The 17,901-nt window shown below is 62.2% G+C and carries 16 protein-coding genes and 1 pseudogene; 9 read left to right on the top strand and 8 right to left on the bottom strand.

Annotated elements, in window-relative coordinates:
* Positions 1–7 precede the first annotated feature (7 nt).
* Positions 8–676, top strand: a complete 669-nt coding sequence (locus MSIL_RS15475) for a sterol desaturase family protein (RefSeq protein WP_012592015.1) — start codon at positions 8–10, stop codon at positions 674–676.
* Positions 677–697: 21 nt separating this feature from the next.
* Here the strand turns inward: MSIL_RS15475 and MSIL_RS15470 are convergent, their stop codons facing one another.
* The gene (locus tag MSIL_RS15470) at positions 698–1,861 is read right to left on the bottom strand and encodes a glycosyltransferase (RefSeq protein ID WP_012592014.1); all 1,164 of its coding nucleotides are present in this window, start codon (positions 1,859–1,861) and stop codon (positions 698–700) included.
* A gap of 239 nt (positions 1,862–2,100) precedes the next feature.
* Between MSIL_RS15470 and mutM the strand changes: the two genes are divergently transcribed.
* Positions 2,101–2,979, top strand: coding sequence for a bifunctional DNA-formamidopyrimidine glycosylase/DNA-(apurinic or apyrimidinic site) lyase (mutM, locus tag MSIL_RS15465; protein WP_012592012.1), 879 nt, complete (start codon positions 2,101–2,103; stop codon positions 2,977–2,979).
* Positions 2,980–3,046: 67 nt separating this feature from the next.
* On the opposite strand, the gene MSIL_RS15460 is transcribed toward mutM, so the two are convergent.
* Entirely contained in the window at positions 3,047–3,796 is a 750-nt protein-coding gene (locus MSIL_RS15460; protein ID WP_012592011.1) for a L,D-transpeptidase, read from the bottom strand.
* A 242-nt stretch (positions 3,797–4,038) separates the two neighbouring features.
* Between MSIL_RS15460 and MSIL_RS15455 the strand changes: the two genes are divergently transcribed.
* Entirely contained in the window at positions 4,039–4,608 is a 570-nt protein-coding gene (locus tag MSIL_RS15455) for a PadR family transcriptional regulator (protein ID WP_244406147.1), read from the top strand.
* Between the two features lie 19 nt (positions 4,609–4,627).
* Here MSIL_RS15455 and MSIL_RS15450 read toward each other — a convergent pair whose 3' ends face one another.
* A complete protein-coding gene (locus MSIL_RS15450) occupies positions 4,628–5,620 on the bottom strand; it encodes a phosphoribosylaminoimidazolesuccinocarboxamide synthase (protein WP_012592009.1) in 993 nt (330 codons plus the stop codon).
* Positions 5,621–5,640: 20 nt separating this feature from the next.
* On the bottom strand, positions 5,641–7,458 hold the full coding sequence (gene typA, locus MSIL_RS15445) for a translational GTPase TypA (protein WP_012592008.1): 1,818 nt from the start codon (positions 7,456–7,458) through the stop codon (positions 5,641–5,643).
* A 399-nt stretch (positions 7,459–7,857) separates the two neighbouring features.
* Between typA and MSIL_RS15440 the strand changes: the two genes are divergently transcribed.
* The 3 genes from MSIL_RS15440 (at position 7,858) to MSIL_RS21090 (ending at position 10,928) form a co-directional block, all read left to right on the top strand.
* Positions 7,858–8,448 carry a gluconokinase gene (locus tag MSIL_RS15440; protein ID WP_012592007.1) on the top strand — a complete coding sequence of 197 codons (591 nt, stop codon included), beginning with the start codon at positions 7,858–7,860 and terminating at the stop codon, positions 8,446–8,448.
* Positions 8,449–8,451: 3 nt separating this feature from the next.
* Positions 8,452–9,804, top strand: coding sequence for a GntP family permease (locus tag MSIL_RS15435; RefSeq protein ID WP_012592006.1), 1,353 nt, complete (start codon positions 8,452–8,454; stop codon positions 9,802–9,804).
* A 281-nt stretch (positions 9,805–10,085) separates the two neighbouring features.
* Complete coding sequence (locus MSIL_RS21090; protein ID WP_012592005.1) at positions 10,086–10,928, top strand: SH3 domain-containing protein; 843 nt, start codon at positions 10,086–10,088, stop codon at positions 10,926–10,928.
* A 155-nt stretch (positions 10,929–11,083) separates the two neighbouring features.
* On the opposite strand, the gene MSIL_RS15425 is transcribed toward MSIL_RS21090, so the two are convergent.
* Positions 11,084–12,409, bottom strand: coding sequence for a TAXI family TRAP transporter solute-binding subunit (locus MSIL_RS15425; protein ID WP_012592004.1), 1,326 nt, complete (start codon positions 12,407–12,409; stop codon positions 11,084–11,086).
* 92 nt (positions 12,410–12,501) lie between these two features.
* A complete protein-coding gene (cysG, locus tag MSIL_RS15420; protein ID WP_049768289.1) occupies positions 12,502–13,962 on the bottom strand; it encodes a siroheme synthase CysG in 1,461 nt (486 codons plus the stop codon).
* 72 nt (positions 13,963–14,034) lie between these two features.
* On the opposite strand from cysG, the gene MSIL_RS15415 reads away from it, so the two are divergent.
* A complete protein-coding gene (locus MSIL_RS15415) occupies positions 14,035–14,919 on the top strand; it encodes a transporter substrate-binding domain-containing protein (RefSeq protein WP_012592002.1) in 885 nt (294 codons plus the stop codon).
* Here MSIL_RS15415 and MSIL_RS22205 read toward each other — a convergent pair.
* Positions 14,913–15,161: an SCO family protein gene (locus tag MSIL_RS22205; RefSeq protein ID WP_049768188.1), complete on the bottom strand. Its 249-nt coding sequence runs from the start codon at positions 15,159–15,161 to the stop codon at positions 14,913–14,915. The genes MSIL_RS15415 and MSIL_RS22205 overlap by 7 nt on opposite strands.
* A 97-nt stretch (positions 15,162–15,258) precedes the next feature.
* Positions 15,259–15,507 (bottom strand): annotated as a pseudogene (locus MSIL_RS22200) (SCO family protein); the annotation flags it as partial.
* 231 nt (positions 15,508–15,738) lie between these two features.
* Between MSIL_RS22200 and MSIL_RS15405 the strand changes: the two are divergent.
* Both MSIL_RS15405 and MSIL_RS15400 read left to right on the top strand, forming a co-directional pair.
* Entirely contained in the window at positions 15,739–16,815 is a 1,077-nt protein-coding gene (locus MSIL_RS15405; protein WP_012592001.1) for a CobW family GTP-binding protein, read from the top strand.
* A gap of 32 nt (positions 16,816–16,847) precedes the next feature.
* Entirely contained in the window at positions 16,848–17,846 is a 999-nt protein-coding gene (locus MSIL_RS15400; protein ID WP_012592000.1) for a WD40 repeat domain-containing protein, read from the top strand.
* Positions 17,847–17,901 lie beyond the last annotated feature (55 nt).

The raw sequence follows: 17,901 nt of genomic DNA, 5'->3' as shown, positions 1-17,901 counted from the left end.
TGCCGATATGACGCAGACCAAAAACAATTTCGATTACACGATTCCCCAGCATGTCGACCGCCTGAAGGCTTCGCCGCGGCTTTTCGAGAACGCCTTGCTGGACAAGCTGTCCCGCGTCCATTGGTCGACGCCGCTTTTCGTCTATACGCCGGTGATTATCCTGCTCGCGGTCTGGAGCCTTCAGGCTTTCAGTCTTCCCGTGGTCCTGATTGCGGGAGCGTCCGGCTATCTTCTCTGGACGTTGACGGAATATTTCGGCCATCGCTTTCCATTCCACTACAAGCATCCGAGCAAATTCGGCGAGCGCCTGCATTTCCTGATCCACGGCGTGCATCATGATCATCCAAACGATCCGCTGAGGCTCGTCATGCCGGTGTTGCTCAGCATTCCGATCATGCTGATCGCCTTTCTGGTCGTCCGGGTGCTGTTCGGCCTCCCCTACGGCTATCCGGTGCTGATGGGCTTCATCATCGGCTACCTCGCCTATGACATGGTGCATTATTATACGCATCATGCGCATCCGACGACGCGCCTTGGCCAGACGCTGCGCCGTCTCCATCTGATGCATCATTTCCGCGATCCGACGCGCGGCTTCGGCGTCAGCGCGCCGTGGTGGGATTATGTGTTCGGGACGCAGCACGAGAAGCAGAAGCGCGAGCGCGCCGCCGCCGACTGAACGCGCGGCGCCCGAACTTTTCTAGACCTCCTCGCGGGATGATCTGTTTTGCCGGGGCGCCGGAGCGCCGCTGCGCGCATCAAACTTATGGCTCGCCCAGATGACCTCATGCGTGGTCCAGCCGCGCAGCCAGGCGGCGAGCGCGAGCGGTTCCCGGCCGAGATAAGCCAGGGGGGACCACAGAGAGATCTCCCAGCCCTTAGCGGCGGCAAAAGCGATTTCGGCGCAAAACCATCCGCCGAGCGTGACGCCAAAGGCCGCCGGAGCCGCCCATCCGGCAAGCGGCGCGGCGAGCGCGGCTGCGAGCGCAGCCGGCAAAGGACTCGCAAGCGGCTCCAGCGCATAGGACAATTCATTGGCGCGGCGAATCACGGCCCAGCGCGCCTGCCGTTGAAAAACGGCTTTGAGGCTGCGCCCCCCAACCTCCTGCCGGATCGTGCGGTGCGCGAACACGGTTTTAAGGCCGATCCCCGCCATGGCCATCGAGAGCGCCGTATCCTCCGCCAGATTCTGGCTCATCGCCTTGACGCCGCCGGCGCGTTCGAGGTCGCCGCGCCGAAAAACCATCACCTTGCCGACCCCAAAACCAATGCCCAGCGCCGAGGCTGAAAGCAGGAGGCGGGCGTGGGCGTTCAGAAGGCTCGCCTCGATCCGGGCGGCAAAACTTTCCGGCCCGACGGCGACCGGGATGCCGACCACGAGCCCGACATCCGGCGTCAGATTTCGCAGGAATGCGGTCATGGCGTCCGGGTCGAGCGCGATGTTCGAATCCTTTGTCATAACGACATCATGGCGCGCTTCGGACAGAGGCGCGGCGATATTGTTGAGCTTCGGGCTGATGGCAAAAGCGCTGGACGAATGGATAAATCGGCAGGGATGGGAGGGATTGCTCGCCGCAATTCGCCGCGCCGCAGACAAGGCCGGAGAATCCGCCTCAGCCGCGCTGATCAGAATTTCATAGTCGGGATAGTCCTGCGTGAAGATCGAGCCCTGCGTGATGTCAAAGCCGGGATCGACATGTTTGATTGGCAGGATCGCCGAGACCGCAGGACGAGCGGTCGCGCTCGCGCGCCGCCTTTGCACATAGGGCTGGGCAAGGCCACAGACGAGCGTCATCAAAAGCAGCGCCACGGCGACGCAAAGCCAAATGGCTCCGGCAAAACTAAAGACTGTCGCGATCATCATCAAAAACCCAAGCGCGCCTGCGCGATCCGCGGAAATCAGCCGATCCCGCGCTGATTCGCCTTGACCCAAAGCCTTCTGAACACGAGACAAATGGCCGCGCGCCAGCGGTTAAAGCATTTCGGCGCCGCAAGCGCCATCTGAGGCTCACGACCCTCTGCGCCAAACGTTGCCTTCTGCTCTTCCTAAGGTTTGACGCGAAAACCTTGCAGAGTGTTCGGCGTCATGCTCATGGATGCCCGATGCCCGAATTGCCCGAAGTCGAAACCGTGCGGCGCGGACTTGAGCCTGTGATGGTCGGAGCGCGCATTCTGAGCGTCGATCAGCGGCGGCCCGATCTCCGCTTTCCCTTTCCAGACCGCTTTCCCGAGCGCCTCGCCGGCCGGCGCATTCTGGCGCTCGGCCGCAGGGCAAAATATCTTCTGGCCGATCTCGATGACGGCGATGTCCTGATCATGCATCTTGGCATGTCGGGCTCCTTTCGCGTTGAGCAAGCCGGCCCCGCCAAAACCCTCTCGCCCCGCGGGGCGCCGCCAAAAAACGCCGCGCATGACCACGTCGTCTTCACCCTCACCAGCGGAGGGCGAATTGTCTACAATGATCCGCGCCGATTTGGCTTCATGCAGATCGCAGCGCGCGCCGATCTTGCGGCGCATCCGCTGTTCCGATCGCTTGGCGTCGAACCTCTTGGCAATGAATTGAGCGGCGCCGCGCTCGCCCGGCTATTCGCCGGGAAAACAACGTCGCTAAAAGCCGCGCTGCTCGACCAAAGCCTCGTCGCCGGGCTGGGCAATATTTATGTCTGCGAGGCCCTGCATCGCGCCGGCCTATCGCCGCTGCGGCAGGCGGGCAGCCTCACCAAGAAATCGGGGCGGCCAACGGAGCGGGCGAACCGGCTCGCCGACACGATCCGCGAGGTGCTTGAAGAGGCGGTCGCGGCCGGCGGCTCCTCGCTGCGCGATCATCGCCAGACCAATGGCGCTCTGGGTTATTTTCAGCACAACTTTCGGGTCTACGACCGCGCGCTGCATCCTTGTCCGACGCCCGGCTGCAAAGGCGAAATCTCGCGAATCACGCAAGGTGGCCGGTCGAGTTTTTTCTGCAGCATGTGTCAAAAATAAAACGCCTGGCTCATGAGCCAGGCGCCGTTGCATTCAGCTTACCGCGCCACAGCGGGCGCAGGCCGGATCAGGAATGCGCCACCTTGACCGGCTGCGCCGAGCCAAGGACGACGACCTTGGTCCCAACGCTTGTGCGCTGATACAAATCCATCACGTCCTGATTGACCATGCGGATGCAGCCTGAAGAGACGCTCTGGCCGATCGTCGCCGGCTCGTTGGTGCCGTGGATTCGATACAGCGTATCGACCTTGCCCTGATAGAGGTAGTGGGCGCGGGCTCCGAGCGGGTTGCTTGGGCCGCCGGGCATGCCGGTCCCGCTCTGCAACTGGCTCATCTGCTTCAGCAATTCGGGGCGGCGCTCGAGCATTTCCTTCGGCGGATACCAGTCCGGCCATTCCTGCTTGCTGTTGACGGTCGAAGCGCCCGACCAGGCAAAGCCTTCCCGGCCGACGCCGATGCCGTAACGCATCGCCTTGCCGCCCGACTCGACGAGGTACAGATAATGCGCCGTCGGATCGATGACGATGGTTCCAGGCGCCTCAGAACCGGAATAGGCGACTTCCGAACGGCGGAATGCGGGGCCAAGATCGGATTGTCTGACCGCGGGAACGACGAATTTGCCGTCCTTTACCTCGCCATACATCGAATTGAAGTCGCCTGCCTGGGACAGGACCGCGCCCGCGGGCGCCGAGGAGGGAGCTCCGGCGGGCACATTCGCGGCGATCTGACTTTGTTGGCCGCCGACGCAGCCGCCAAGGCCTAATGCTGCAGCGGAGGAGACGCCAGCGAGAAGAGAACGGCGATTCAACTGGGGCATGGGGCGATTCATTGGTTAAGGGAATGGAATTTCAAGCACCGTAAAACAGAAAAACGCCCCGCGATATTGCATAGAAGTCACGCCTTGAAATTGTTTCGGTTCAATGCTTGCGGCCAAGCTCGCCGGGCGCGCCGCCAAATTTCTCAAAAAATCGCTTGCAAACGATAAAGTTCGATATATCTTTCAACTCAGATATATCGAGATACAGTTTTTCGATAATCTCCAAACCGAAAGTAACACAATTGAGATTTCACCCTTATTTCCACGCCTTCGCCCATCGCGAAGAGGCCTCGCGCCGCGAGGGATGCGGCCCTGAGGGGCTGTTTCGCCGCCACGGCCGCCCCGGCGGGCGGCAACGCATGTTCGAGCAAGGAGACCTTCGCTTCGTCGTCCTGAAATTGATCTCTGAGAAGCCTTCGCATGGCTATGAGATCATCAAAGCGATCGAGGACCGGCTCGGCGGCGCTTATGCGCCGAGCCCGGGCGTTATCTATCCGACCTTGACGCTTCTCGAAGAAATGGGCGCGATCCGGGTCCAGGAGACCGACGGGCCCCGCAAGCTCTATGCGATAACGCCGGACGGCGAGGCGCTGCTGCGCGACAAGGAACCAACCGTCTCGGCGATTTTCGAGCGCATGGCCGACATCAACACGCGCCACGGCGGCGGCCCGGCGCCGCAGGTCATCCGCGCAATGGAGAATGTCAAGACGGCGCTCCGTCTCAGGACGTCGCGCGGCCCGCTCAGCGCGGAGGAGCTCGCCCGAATCACCGCCATTCTCGATGAGGCGGCGAAGGCGGTCGACGCTAGCTGAGCAGCCGGATCCCGAGCGCCTATCGCGTCCAGTAAAAGGCGAGATTGGCGCGGATCCGGTCGAGCGGGGCGGACTGATCCTCGGGAAACACGAAGCTTCTGCCGGAGATGGTCTCGAAGGTGCGGATATAGGTCGCCGCAGCCTCGAGGATCACATCCGGCGGGATTTGCGGGATCGGATCGCGATAGGGATCGCAGCGGGCGCTGACCCAGTTGCGAATGAAATCCTTATCGAGACTATCCGGCGCGCCGCCGCTTTCGAGCCGCTCTGGATAGGTTTCCTCCAGCCAATAGCGGCTGCTGTCTGGCGTATGGATTTCGTCGGCGAGAACGATATGGCCTTCGGCATTGAAACCGAACTCATATTTCGTATCGGCGAGAATGAGGCCGCGCCCGGCGGCGATCTCGCGCCCACGCGTAAAGAGCGCCAGGGCTTTCTCGCAGACGTCTTCCCACTGCCGCGGCGTCAACAGCCCGGAATCAAGAATTTCGTCCGCCGTCAGCGGCGCGTCATGCGAGCCATGTCCCGCCTTGCTGGTCGGCGTGACGATCGTCTGCGGCAGCTTCTCATTGGCGCGCAAGCCGTCGGCAAAGTCGAGCCCGTACATCCGCCGCGCGCCGGCCTTGTACATGGTGAGGATCGACGTCGCCGTGGAGCCCGCGAGATAGTCCCGCACAATGATTTCAACCGGCATCATCTCGAGCCGCTCGACGACCACCACATTGGGGTCGGGATTGGCGCGGACGTGATTGGGGCAGATATCGGCGGTCGCCTCGAACCAGAAGCGGGCGATATCGGTCAGCACCTGCCCCTTGAAGGGGATCGACGCCAGATTCTGGTCGAATGCGCTGACGCGATCGGTCGCGATCAGGATGCGCTCGCCATTCGGGAGATCGTAATTCTCCCGCACCTTGCCGCGATAATAATTCGGCAGCTCGGGGATGAAGGCGTCCTCGAGCAGATAATCGCGGTAAGGAGCAAGGCTTGCGGCGTCGATGCGCGAGCGGTTCATCGCCCCCTCTCCGCTCTGGCTCAGGCGCTTTCCTTGGTCCGGACCGCGCGTTTGCGGTCGTTCGGATCAAGGAACAGCTTGCGCAGCCGGATCGACTTCGGCGTCACTTCGACGAGTTCGTCCTCCTCGATATAGGCCAGCGCGCGCTCAAGCGTCATCTTGATCGGCGGCGTCAGGCGCACGGCCTCATCCTTGCCGGCGGCGCGGATATTGGTCAGCTGCTTGCCCTTCAGCACATTGATTTCGAGATCGTTTTCGCGCGTATGCTCGCCGACGATCATGCCGCGATAGACCTTCCAGCCGGGCTCGATCATCATCGGGCCGCGATCTTCCAGCTTCCACATGGCGTAAGCGACGGATTCGCCGGTGTCGTTGGAGATGAGGACGCCGTTGCGTCGGCCGGCGATCTCGCCCTTCCACGGCGCATATTCATGAAACAGCCGGTTCATGATCGCGGTGCCGCGCGTGTCCGTCAGAAGCTCTCCCTGATAGCCGATCAGGCCGCGCGTCGGCGCGTGAAACACGAGCCGCAAGCGGTTGCCGCCGGAGGGGCGCATCTCGATCATCTCGGCCTTGCGCTCGGCCATCTTCTGCACGACGACGCCGGAATGCTCCTCGTCGACGTCGATCACCACCTCTTCGATGGGCTCCAGAATGGAGCCGTCTTCCGCCTTCTGGAACACAACTTTCGGCCGCGACACGCTGAGCTCGAAGCCCTCGCGGCGCATAGTCTCGATCAGGATCGAGAGCTGCAATTCGCCGCGCCCCGAGACGATGTAGGAATCCGATCCAGGCGAATCCTCGATCTTCAGCGCGACATTGCCTTCGGCCTCCTTATAGAGGCGCGCGCGGATGACCCGGCTCGTGACCTTGTCGCCTTCGGTGCCGGCAAGCGGCGAATCATTGACCGAGAAGGTCATCGACAGGGTCGGCGGATCGATCGGCTGCGCCTGCAGCGGCTCGGTGACTTCCGGCGCGCACAGCGTGTCGGCGACGTTGAATTTTTCGAGCCCCGCGATGGCGATAATATCGCCCGCTTCGGCTTCATCGATGGGCGTCCGCTCGATGCCGCGGAAGGCGAGAATCTTGGAGACGCGGCCCTGCTCGACGACATTGCCCTTACGGTCCAGCACCTTGACGGCCTGATTGGGCTTGATCGAGCCGGCAAAGACGCGCCCGGTCACAAGGCGGCCGAGATAGGGATTGGCCTCGAGCAGCGTGCCGAGCATGCGGAAACCGCCCTCTTCGACGCGGGGCTCCGGAACATGCTTCAAGACAAGATCGAACAGCGGCGCCATGCCGTCTTTCGGCCCGTCGGGACTGTCGGCCATCCAGCCCTGCTTGGCCGAACCATAGAGAATCGGAAAATCGAGCTGTTCGTCGGTAGCGTCAAGCGCGGCGAAAAGATCGAATACCTCATTGACCACTTCCGTGATGCGGGCGTCGGGCTTATCCACCTTGTTGACGGCGACGATCGGCTTCAAGCCGATTTTCAGCGCCTTGCCGACCACGAATTTGGTCTGCGGCATCGGCCCTTCAGAGGCGTCGACGAGCACAATCGCGCCATCGACCATCGACAGAATGCGCTCCACCTCGCCGCCGAAATCGGCATGGCCGGGCGTATCGACAATATTGATGCGCGCGCCTTCCCAAGCGATCGACGTCGCCTTGGCCATGATCGTGATGCCGCGCTCTTTTTCGAGATCGTTCGAATCCATGACGCGTTCGGCGACGCGCTGGTTTTCCCGGAAGGAGCCGGACTGTTGCAGCAGACGGTCGACGAGAGTCGTCTTGCCGTGGTCAACGTGAGCGATGATAGCGATATTGCGCAGCTTCATAGGTGCAGTGTCTCGATCGAGCGCCGGGTTTTGCTCCGGCGCGCTAAGGCATGAGAGCAAACGCCAATAAGGCGAGCCTATGCGCTCAGCGGCATAAAGCTGAGCCGGCCCGCCAGCGATTTGGGATAATTTTCCGCGTTGCAACAATTCAATATACGAAATGCCGCGATTTGAAAACCGATATAATCGACGCTCCCATTTCCGCCAGACCGGCATGATCTCTTAAATGGCGATGCGGAGCGGAGATCTCAAAGAAATGGCTGTAAGCCAAGGCCTGGGTCCGGCGTGGAGGCGCATGACTTTTGTCTTCCGGCAGGCCCCTTTCAAGGGCTAAATAGAGCCGAGCGCCATCGGGTTTTTGCCCGCATAGAATAAAGCGCCGCTTCCATCGGGGGAAATATGGACCGCGCAATCTCCGCCCTTGTCGTCATGGGCGTCGCCGGCTGCGGCAAGAGCTGCGTCGGCGCCGCCATCGCCGATCTAAGCGAGGGGCGTCTGGTCGAAGGCGACGCCTTCCATCCGCCCGCAAATATCGCCAAGATGAGCGCGGGCGCGCCGCTGACGGATGAAGATCGCGCCGGCTGGCTCGTCCGCCTCGGCGAGGAACTCGTCGCCTGCCTTGGGGCCGGCGAACGCCCGGTCCTCACCTGCTCCGCGCTCAAGAAACGCTACCGCGACACGCTGCGCCATGCTGTGCCAGGGCTCGGCTTTGTCTATCTGGAGTTGACGCCAGAGATCGCGGCGGCGCGCGTCGCCAACCGGCCGGGGCATTTCATGCCGGCCAGCCTCATCAAAAGCCAGTTCGACGCCCTCGAACCGCCGGATCGCGAAGCAGCGACCTTGACGCTCGACGCAACGCTTCCCCTCGCGCTCCTGGCCGAACGCGCCAGCCAATGGTGGCGCGCCTCCGTCACTGCGGGCGGCGCCAATTCAGCGCAGCCGGAGGGCGGGGAAGCCTATCGCTCGTTGCGCGACGCGAGCGGGGGCTAACGCATGTCGGAGATGACGCGCGAGACCTATCTGCTTCTCGACGCCGCCGTTACCATCGTCGGCCTCGTGTTGCTGATCACCAAGTTCAAGGTTCATCCCTTTGTCGCCCTGATTCTGGCCTCGGTTTTTCTCGGGCTCACCTCCGGCATGGCGGCGGACCTGATCATGAAATCCTTCCAGGAGGGATTTGGCGGCGTCCTTGGTTTCGTCGGGATCGTTCTTGGCCTTGGCACCATGCTCGGCAAGCTGATGGCCGAGTCGGGGGGCGCCGATCAGATCGCACAGACCCTGATCCGCTCCTTCGGCCGGGAAAGAGTGCATTGGGCGATGATGCTGGCGGCTTTTCTCGTCGGCATTCCGCTGTTCTTCGAAATCGGTTTCGTATTGCTGATCCCGCTGGTCTTCATCGTCGCGCGCCGGTCCGGCGTCCCCCTGATCAAAGTCGGCATTCCGCTGCTGGCTGGCCTTTCGGCTGTGCATGGTCTGGTGCCCCCGCATCCGGGGCCGCTCCTTACGATCAGCGTCTTCGGCGCCGATATCGGCAAGACGATTCTCTACGGCCTTATCGTCGGCCTGCCGGCGGCCGCTGTGGCCGGGCCGATCTTCGGTTCGTTCATTTCGCGAAGCATACCGGGGCATGCCGCGCCGGATCTCGCCGATCAATTCGTGCAGGACACAAAATACACGAACCTGCCTAGCTTCAGCGTGACGCTGACGACGATCCTCCTGCCTGTCTTTCTGATGCTCCTCAAAGCGCTGGCCGATGTTCTGTTCGCGACCGGCAGCCCTGTCCGCGTCTGGATGGATCTGATCGGTCATCCGATCACGGCGCTTCTGGCGGCGTTGCTGCTGGCGTTCTACACTTTTGGCTCGGCGCGCGGCTTTTCGCGCGAGCAGCTCGGCAAGCTTCTCGACGCCAGCCTGACGCCGATCGCCGCCATCATGCTGATCGTCGGCGCCGGCGGCGGCTTCAAACAGATGCTGGTCGCGAGCGGCGTCGGCGACGTCATCGGCCATCTCGCCGTCCGAGCGGAAGTCTCGCCGATTCTGCTCGCTTGGCTGGTCGCCGCCGTCATCCGCATCGCCACCGGGTCGGCGACGGTCGCCACCATCACCGGAGCCGGCATCGTCGCGCCGGTCGTGGCGCTGGCTCCAGGGGTCAACCGGGAGCTTCTGGTCCTCGCAACGGGCGCAGGATCAGTGGTGCTGTCTCACGTCAATGACGCCGGGTTCTGGCTGGTCAAGCAATATTTCAACATGACCGTCGTTGAAACCTTCAAGACCTGGACAGTCATGGAGACGATCCTTTCGGTCGTCAGCCTCGGCCTAATCCTGCTGCTGGCGCATTTTGTCTGACGGACGCCGCCGCAACGAAGCGCCAGAGCCTGTTTTGCGTTTTCCGATTCGATCGCGATTCCCGAATCGTTGAAAGGCAAATTCCTTGCGTCATACCTTTGGCGGAGGAAAAATGGCGCGCGCTTACAGTTAGGATTTCCGTTGACCTTGCGCCCTGTAAATTCGAGGGGCAAAACGCCGCAGCGAACAGTCAAAATCCGCCGCGGGAAGATGTCCGGTGGAGGGGGCGTACTCCGTTGACACAATTTCTGGCGGCTCAAATTCGGAATAAGGATAGAGGGATGAAAAGTGGTATTGGGCGAGCCGCTCTAACTTTGCTTGCCGCAACGACATTTGCCCACGCCGAATGTATTGTCGCCGATCCGACGCCAACACCGTTGAACGCCCGCACAGCACCAAACGGGCGCATAAGTACGACGCTTAACAATGGCCAACCAGTGGTCATAATCGATCAAGTAGACGACGAACAAATGCGCCCTTGGGTGTATGTCTCCGACCCCGAAACAAGTCAACCTATCGGTTGGGTATTCAAAGACTACATCTTGTGCAAAGGGGACACAAAAAAAGATTGTCTTACGGATGGGCGCGTTTTAACGATGCGAGGAACCGTCGTTCAGAAGACTTTCACGGACATCGATCAAGGCAAGCCGTTCGCGCATCAATACATTGCATTGGAGTTTTACCGCGCTCGCTGTACAACTGAAAACGAGTCGTCGCTGTTCGAGCTTCTCGACGGTGCCCCTCAGTACTGGATTGGACGCCACGTTATCGCAAAGGTCAAAGTGAGCGAGAATGGGGGAACAATCCACTATCCTACATCAGTGGTCTTGACGCCTATCAATATTCGAGAAGAGGCGCCCCGCAGTGCCGCTGTCCAAGACCCACCTATAGAGACTGTCTGCCGTAGCGGGAATGACTGCTCATACGTACGCAAGGTGGACAATTGTCCCGCTCAATTCGTGACTCTTTCAACGGGTCGGAAGGTTTGGTTTACCGGTACCTTCGGACAAGATGGGACCGATGGGCCGTCGATTTATATTTTCAACGGAGATGGAAAGGATCACGATCTAGCCGTCGAGGCATTGCAGAAGGTTTGCCCGACGGCAGGGATATTCGAGGAATAGAAGTCTTAAGGAACTAGTGCCCGTTTTGCGTTTTCCGATTCGAGCGGGATTCCCGAATCGTTGAAAGTCTGATTCCTTGCGTCATGCATATGACGGAGGGAAGCGCAAACTTCTTCGCCGCTGCTGGAGATAACCCGGATTAAGCCAAATCCGCGCTAATCGCCGACGAGGCGCGGCGCGAAGGTCCCGCGCGGCGAAGCCAGATAAAGCCGGCGGTCGGTGATCGCCTGACGCGCCTGATTCAGCGCCAGATCGGTCGCCGCGACGCGGCTGCCGCTCATCGCATGATTCCAGTCATGGGCAAGCGCCTGGGCAAGCAGATCGTCGGCTTCTTTTTCAAGATCGTCCAGCATGTCGGTCCGTGGGGCGGTTCGCGCCGCGGCAATGATCTGCAAGAGGCGATGCAATATCTCCTCGAGATCGGTGTTGCGCTTGCGGTTGAAGCGCGCCGCGAGCGTTGCGATCGCGGTGCCGAACAAGCTCGCCAGCATCGCCCCGATATAGATGAAATCGCTGTATTTATCGAAGAAGCTCTGCTCTTCGTCGCCAAGATAGGCCAGCGCCCCCGGATGCACGGGAAGCGCCGCGCCCTTATCGGTCGGGGGCGGTTCGATACGATTTGCGATCGGCTCCTGCGCCGCCAGCAATGGCCGCGCCGTCAGCAAGAGCTCCGTCAGCGCGGCGACAACGTCATTGCCGAGGCTGTGGCGGGCGATCAGCCGTGTGCTCACGCCAAGAGTCTCAAAACTCGCCGCGGGCTTGGGCTGAGCGCCGCCGAAGACGCCGCGCAGGACTTCGATCGATTCAAAATTCGGGCTGCGCTGGGCGATCGCCTTGGCGTCGTCGATCGAGATGAAGACAGGCGGCCCGCGACCCGCCTGCGTCACGGCGGCCACGGCCTCGTTGAGGGTTTCGGCGCCGGGCGTATCGATCACGAGCGCAACGTCGACATCGCGCCGTTCGATCGCGTCGGGCAGTTCGGCCGGCGTCAGCGGCACGCGGCGCACCGAGGACGCCGCCACATCATATTGCGCCAGAGCCGCATCGAGCAGAGCGTTCACGCCCGACCGCCCGGTGCGCGCCGCTTCCACCACGCCGATCCGACGACCTTTGAGATCGCCAAGCTGGCGAATCTCCGATCCGGCCGGGGCCATGAGCACGGCGGCGTTGCGCCGCATGATCAGCACGGTCTGTCCGCTGACCGGCATGGCGACGTCGCTGCGCACGATCGCGAGATCGACGCGCTCATCCTCGAAGGCGCGCGCGCTTTCGGCAAGAGAATCGACCAGAACGAGCTTCAGCCGCACCTGATCGCGCGCCTGCGCGAATTCATGCGCCGCGACGGCGAGCACATGTTGATCGTCGCTTTCGCGGGTGACCGCAACGCGCAGAACGGTCGGGCGCTCGTAAAGATAGAGAGAAAGACCGGCGGCGCCGAGCACGCAAGCGACGCCGACCGCGACAAGGGCGATGCTACGCAAGCCTTCCTCCCTGCTTCACGCGCCGTCTCAGGCGGCGATCACTAAATGCGACATCAAAACGAGGCGGCGTCATGACGTCCGGGCGACCGGAATCAGGCGATCGCAATATCGGCCGCCTCCCGAATCTGCTCTGCCTCGACGCCGCCGGCGAAGACGGCGCCGATCAGGATCAGGCAAGGCCCGGACGGCGACAGCGCGGCGGCTTTCGCGGGCAGGCTCGCCAGCGTTCCCCTGATCACGCGCTCGTCCGGGCAGGTCGCGCGCTCGACGAGAAGCGCGGGCGTCGAAGGGTCCGCCCCATGCGCCGCCAGACGCTCGACGAGGGAGTTGAGCGTTCGCGCGCCCATGTAAATGACGCTGGAGGCGCAGGGATCGGCCAGCGCGCGCCAGTCGATGTCTTCCGGCAGCCTTCCGTCATGGGCGTGAGCGGTGATGAATTGCAACCGCCGCGCCCGCACGCGTTCGGTCAGCGAGAGTTGCAGCGAGGCGGCGGCGCCAAGGGCCGCCGTAACGCCGGGCGTAACGCTGGTCGCGATTCCTGCGGCGTGAAGGGCGGCAAGCTCCTCGCTGGCGCGCCCGAAAATCATCGGATCTCCGCCTTTGAGCCGCACCACCCGCTTGCCTTCCGCCGCGAGCTTGATCATCAGATCGATGATGTCGTCCTGCTTGCAGGACGGCCGATAGCCGCGCTTGCCGACCGGGATTTTTGTCGCCTCGCGGCGGCCCATATCGAGAATCTCGGGCGCGACAAGATCGTCATAGAGCACGACATCCGCCGCTTGCAGCAGGCGCAAGGCTTTCAGCGTCAGCAGTTCCGGATCGCCGGGGCCTGCCCCGACGAGGGCGATGGAGCCCTTCGCCGCGCGCGGACCCTCAGCCGTCGCCTCCGCCAGCAAGGATTTAAATTCATCGGGGCCTGGCGGCACGGCGCTCGCCGTCAAAGCCCGCTCGTTGAAGAGCTCCCAAAATCGCCGGCGCAATTTTGGAGCGAGCTCCAATGCCTTTAGCGGCGCGCGCCAGGATTTCGCGGCGCCGGCCCAAAGCCGGATCGCCGCTGGCAGCATGGCCTCGATGCGGCCGCGCAAAGCCTGTCCGAGAATGGGCGAGGCGCCGTCGGTCGAGATGGCGATGACCAAAGGCGAGCGGTCGACGATTGCGCCGAACTGAAAATCGGAGGCGGCAGGCTTGTCGATCACATTCGCCGGAACGCCGCGCGCCCGCGCGGCGGCGTGAAACTGCTCCGCCTCTTCGGCGATATCGCAGTCGGCGAGTGCGAGAACCGCGCCGTCCAAATCGCCAGGCTCGAAGCGGCGGCGCACTAGCGCGACCGAAGCGCCTCGGCGCTCAAGCTCCGCCAATCCGTCGCAAGGGGCGGCGGCAAAAACCACCACAGACGCTCCCGCCGCCTGAACAAGCTCGGCTTTCCACAAGGCGGCCTCGGACCCGCCAGCGATAACGACGCGCCTGCCCCTCACGTTGAAGAACACCGGCAGCGACGCCAGCCCGGTCATGATCGGGCGGCCCGGCTCGGGAGCGGCCGACGTCCTGTTCATGGCGACGCTTTCGTCATAGTCTTCGCTCGAAACATCTTTTGAGCGCCGGTTTCGCATGCGGGCGATGGGTTCATGTCCTGTCAGAAGTCAAACATCCAATATATCAGACGATTTCCGTTTCGCGCCATAGTTCGGCGCGGCGCTCTCCTTGTCGTCGCCGCGCCCCTCGTCTGGTGCGCTCCGGCGCTCGGCGATCCGACCTTTGCGCCGAGTTTCTTCGATCCCCACGCGCGGCCGACCAAACCCGATCTCGGCAATCTGCACAGCCTGCGCTTTCTCACCGACAGCGATTATCCGCCGTTCCATTTCGAAATGCCGGACGGCGCTCTGGCGGGGTTCGACATCGATCTCGCCCGCGCGATTTGCGAGACGTTGAAGCTCTCTTGCACAATTCAGGCCCGCCGCTTCGACACGCTGGTCGACGCCCTCAAGGCCGACGAAGGCGACGCGATCATCGCCTCGCTCCGGATCGACGCCAAGGCGCGGGAAACGCTGGATTTCACGGTTCCCTACGCCAAGAATCCGGCGCGTTTCGTTCGCTTGCGGCAGACGCAGCTAGGCGAAGCGAGCCCGGAGACGTTGCGCGGCAAATTCATCGGCGTGGTCGCAAAAACGGCGCATGAGGCCTATCTCGACGCGTATTTCAAAGGCTCCACGCGAAAAACCTTCGACTCGCAGACAGCGCTCACCGACGCGCTGAAGAATGGCGACGTCGACGTCATCTTCGGCGACGGCGCAGCCCTCAGCGTCTGGCTGCAAGGGCCGGCCCGGGATTGCTGCGCTTTTTCCGGCGGCTCTTTCCTCGAATCGCATTTTTTCGGCGATGGAGTCGGCATCGCGCTAAAAAAGGACAATCCGGCGCTGCGGCAGGCGCTGGATTACGCCCTCGCCGACCTTTGGGCGCGAGGCGTCTATACGGATCTCTATCTCAAATATTTCCCGCTGGGATTTTATTGAATATAGCGCCGGAGTTCATCGGCGACCTTGGCCGCCGGCCGTTCAAGATTCAGCGCATTAACGAAGCGCCCGTCGGCGTCCATCAGATAGACGACGCCGGTGTGATCCATGGTATAGGCGCCGCCCTCGCCGTCCTGCTTCTTGAAATAGACTTTGTAGGCCTTGGCGATGGCGCGGATCTGCGCGTCGCTTCCCGTAACGCCAATGATGCGCGGATCGAAGCTTTCGAGATACTCCCTCATCGCCTGCGGCGTATCCCGCTGCGGATCGATCGAAGACGAACAGCGCGCCTATCTTCGCGTCCGCCCCGAGTTCCCCGAACACAGAGGAGATTTGCGTCAGGGTCGTCGGGCAGAAGTCGGGACAATGCGTATAGCCGAAGAAGACGATGTGCGGACGTCCCTTCAGCCTGGCGTCGGTAAAGGGCTCGCCATTCTGCGCGACGAGGTCGAATGGACCGCCGATCCGCGCGACGCCCTGACCCTCCGCTCGATCGGAAAGTTCGCGCAGGGCGAAAGCGCCAAACAATGCGAGGCCGAGCCCCAGCGCTGCGACGATAACGAGGAATTGACGGGACGCCTTGGTCATGCGCTTTGCGTTACCAGATCGCACCGTCCGTTCCAACTCACGAAAACCGGCCCCGAGCCGCGCTACGTCATAGCGCCGCACTGCGAGATTTGCCGGCCGGCCCCGGCGAAAGGCCAAGGATCCGGCTGACCGCCGGGTCCAAGGCTTGGCGTTGGTCTCTGCGCCCCCTATTTTGAGGCCAATCCCGCCGCCGAGGCGGCGCGTCTAAAGTCAGCTCCCCCGGAGGATCGAATGGCCGATAAAATACCCGTCACCGTGCTCACTGGCTATCTCGGCGCCGGCAAGACGACGCTTTTGAACCGCATTCTTTCCGAGGACCATGGCAAGAAATTCGCCGTCATCGTCAATGAATTCGGCTCGATCGGCATCGACAATGATCTTGTCGTCGGCGCTGACGAAGAAGTGTTCGAGATGAACAATGGCTGCATCTGCTGCACGGTGCGCGGCGACCTCATCCGCATCATCGAGGGGCTGATGAAGCGCAAGGGCAAGTTCGACGCGATCATCGTCGAAACAACCGGCCTTGCCGATCCGGCGCCTGTCGCGCAAACATTTTTCGTCGACGCCGACGTCCGCGAGGCGGCCCGTCTCGATGCGGTGGTGACGGTCGCCGACGCGAAATGGCTGGCGGAACGGCTGAAAGACGCGCCCGAGGCCAAGAGCCAGATCGCCTTCGCCGACGTCATTATTTTGAACAAGATCGACCTCGTCAGCGCCGAGGAGCTCGCCGATGTGGAAGCGCGCATTCGCGCCATCAATCCCTATGCCCGGCTGCACAAGGCGCAGAATTGCGCGGTTTCGCTCGAAGACGTTTTAAACCGCAACGCCTTCGATCTCGACCGCATTCTCGAAATCGAGCCGCAGTTCCTGGAAGCGGACGAAGAACATGATCACCACGGCCACGATCATGATCATGATCACGGCCACCACGATCATGGCCGCAAGCACGAGCATCATGACCATGACGATCATCATGCCAAAAACGGTCATGGCCTGAAGCATTATCACGATGAGGAGATGCAATCGGTCGCCCTGACGATCGAGGGCGACGTCGATCCCGATAAATTCCTGCCCTGGATCAATTCCTATATCCAGACCGAGGGCGCGGCGATCTTGCGCTCCAAAGGCATCATCGCGCTGAAGGACGAGCCGAAACGCTTTGTCTTCCAGGGCGTGCATATGATCCTCGACGGCGATCTGCAACAAGACTGGAAGCCGGGCGAGACGCGGCGCAGCCGCCTCGTTTTCATCGGCCGTCACCTGAAGGAAGATGAAATCCGGACGGGCTTCCTCGCCTGCGCCGCTTGAGCCATCCCGTCGAGACTCCCGCGAGACCCAACATGGCCGCTGCGCCAACATCGCTGACTGCCAACGTCACGGCGCTCGACGCCGGCGCGCCGGTGACGGCTGCGGCTTTTATCGGCGGCGCGCCTGCTTTCGCGCTGGGCGACGGGCAAATTCTGCTCGGCGGCGGCGATGATGCAAGATTGATCGCGGCGCATCCGGACGCCGCCATTCTCATCGCCGTCAAGGCGGGCGAGCGCCTGATCACAGGCGGCGACGACGGCCGCGTGGTCGAAATCGCGGGCGATGGCGCAATGCGCGAACTCGCGCGCGAAAAAGGCAAATGGATCGATGCGCTCGCCGCGCGCGCTGACGGCGCCGTCGCCTGGTCGACCGGACGGCAGGTCTTCGCCCGCGACGCAAAGGGCGACGTTAAGGCCTTCACGGCGCCGTCAACCGTGCGCGGCCTCGCCTTTCTGCCCAAAGGCTACCGGCTCGCCATCTCGCACTACAATGGCGCAAGTCTGTGGTTTCCAAACGCCGCAGCGGAGCCCGACGAATTGCACTGGAAGGGCTCGCATCTCGAAATCACCGCCTCCCCCGACGGAAAATTCATCGTGACCTCGATGCAGGAGAATGCGCTGCATGCGTGGCGCCTCTCAGACAAGAAGGATCTGCGCCTCAGCGGCTATCCGGCAAAGCCGCGCTCGACGTCATGGTCGCATGATGGAAACTGGCTTGCGACCTCGGGCGCCGAAGCCGCCATCGTCTGGCCGTTCAATTCCAAGGAAGGCCCTGTCAACAAGGCGCCGCGCGAATTGGGCGTACGTTCCGCGAAGGTCACGATGGTCGCCTTTCACCCCAAAAGCCCGATCCTCGCGCAGGGCTATGAGGATGGCATGATCCTGCTTTGCCGCCAGGCCGATGGCGCCGAGCTTCTCGTGCGCGCCGAAGGCGCCGGCGCGATCACCGCGCTTGCCTGGGACCAGGCCGGACGCAGGCTGCTGTTCGGCGGCGCCGATGGCGCGGCGGGTTTGCTGACAATGCCAGCGTAATTCTAATCATCCGAGGCCGCCAAATCGATAGAATTCAATACAACAGGCGAGGATC

The organism is Methylocella silvestris BL2 (assembly GCF_000021745.1).
GTDB lineage: Bacteria > Pseudomonadota > Alphaproteobacteria > Rhizobiales > Beijerinckiaceae > Methylocapsa > Methylocapsa silvestris.
Note: the sequence above shows the minus strand (reverse complement) of the source record. Positions and strands in the feature narration are given on the sequence as shown.